This is a genomic window from Tepidiforma sp., from assembly GCF_026419595.1.
GTDB lineage: Bacteria > Chloroflexota > Dehalococcoidia > Tepidiformales > Tepidiformaceae > Tepidiforma.
Genome location: NZ_JANZZD010000077.1, coordinates 1 through 918, shown reverse-complemented (window position 1 = coordinate 918; position 918 = coordinate 1). Strand labels below are relative to the sequence as shown.

The window sequence follows — 918 nt, the reverse complement described above, 5'->3', positions numbered from 1 at the left end:
CCCGCCACCTCCAGCCCTTCGTGCATCTGGTCGGCCCGGCCGGTCCGGACACGCTTGCCGGCTACATGGCGGCCTGCGACCTGTTCTGCCTCGCCAGCACCCGAGAAGGCTGGCCCAACGTCGTCCACGAGGCGATGGCGTGCGGAGCCCCCGTCGTCGCCACCCGCGTGGGAGCCGTCGAGGACATGATCGCAGGGGAAGAGTGCGGCATCGTCGTGCCGCCCGGCGACGACGCGGCCCTGCTCGACGGCATCCTCCGCGCCCTGCGCCGCCCGTTCGACCGCGATGCCATCGCGCGGCGCGCGGCCTCGAGGAGCTGGGATCAGGTCGCACGGGAAGTCCGTGATCTGTTTGAATCAATTCTTATGTCTTCTGTTTCTTCGAGGCCCGCATGAGCGAACCATCCGCCAGCATTCCTTCCCGCATCCTGCTCACCGGCGGCGCCGGCTTCATCGGCTCCCACCTCGCCGAAGCTCTGCTCGGCCGCGGCTGCCGGCTCCTCATCCTCGACGATCTCAACCCCTACTACGACCCGGCGCTCAAGCGCGCCAACCTCGAACAGGTCCGCCGCGCCGGCAGCTTCGAGTTCGTCTGCGGCGATATCTGCGACGCGCCGCTCGTCGATGGCCTCTTCTCGCGCTTCCGGCCCGAGGCCGTCATCCACCTCGCCGCCCGCGCCGGCGTGCGCCCGTCGCTCGAGCAGCCCGCGCTCTACCAGCGCGTGAACGTCGAGGGCACTGCCGTGCTGCTCGAAGCAGCGCGCCGTTGCGGCGTGCCCCTGTTCCTGTTCGCTTCCTCCAGCTCCGTCTACGGGGCCGCCAGCCGCGTGCCGTTCTCCGAGGAGGATCCCGTCCGCGCGCCCACCTCGCCCTATGCCGCTTCGAAAATCGCCGGCGAGGCGCTCTGCCACGTCTACTC

2 protein-coding genes are annotated in these 918 nt (G+C 70.0%); both read left to right on the top strand.

Going from position 1 to position 918, the window contains the following annotated elements; all coding sequences use genetic code 11:
* A partial coding sequence (locus N2041_RS14405; RefSeq protein ID WP_297679285.1) for a glycosyltransferase family 4 protein occupies positions 1-395 on the top strand: 395 nt, incomplete at its 5' end.
* The coding region (locus N2041_RS14400; protein WP_297679283.1) for a GDP-mannose 4,6-dehydratase at positions 392-918 on the top strand (527 nt) is incomplete at its 3' end. The genes N2041_RS14405 and N2041_RS14400, both read left to right, overlap by 4 nt.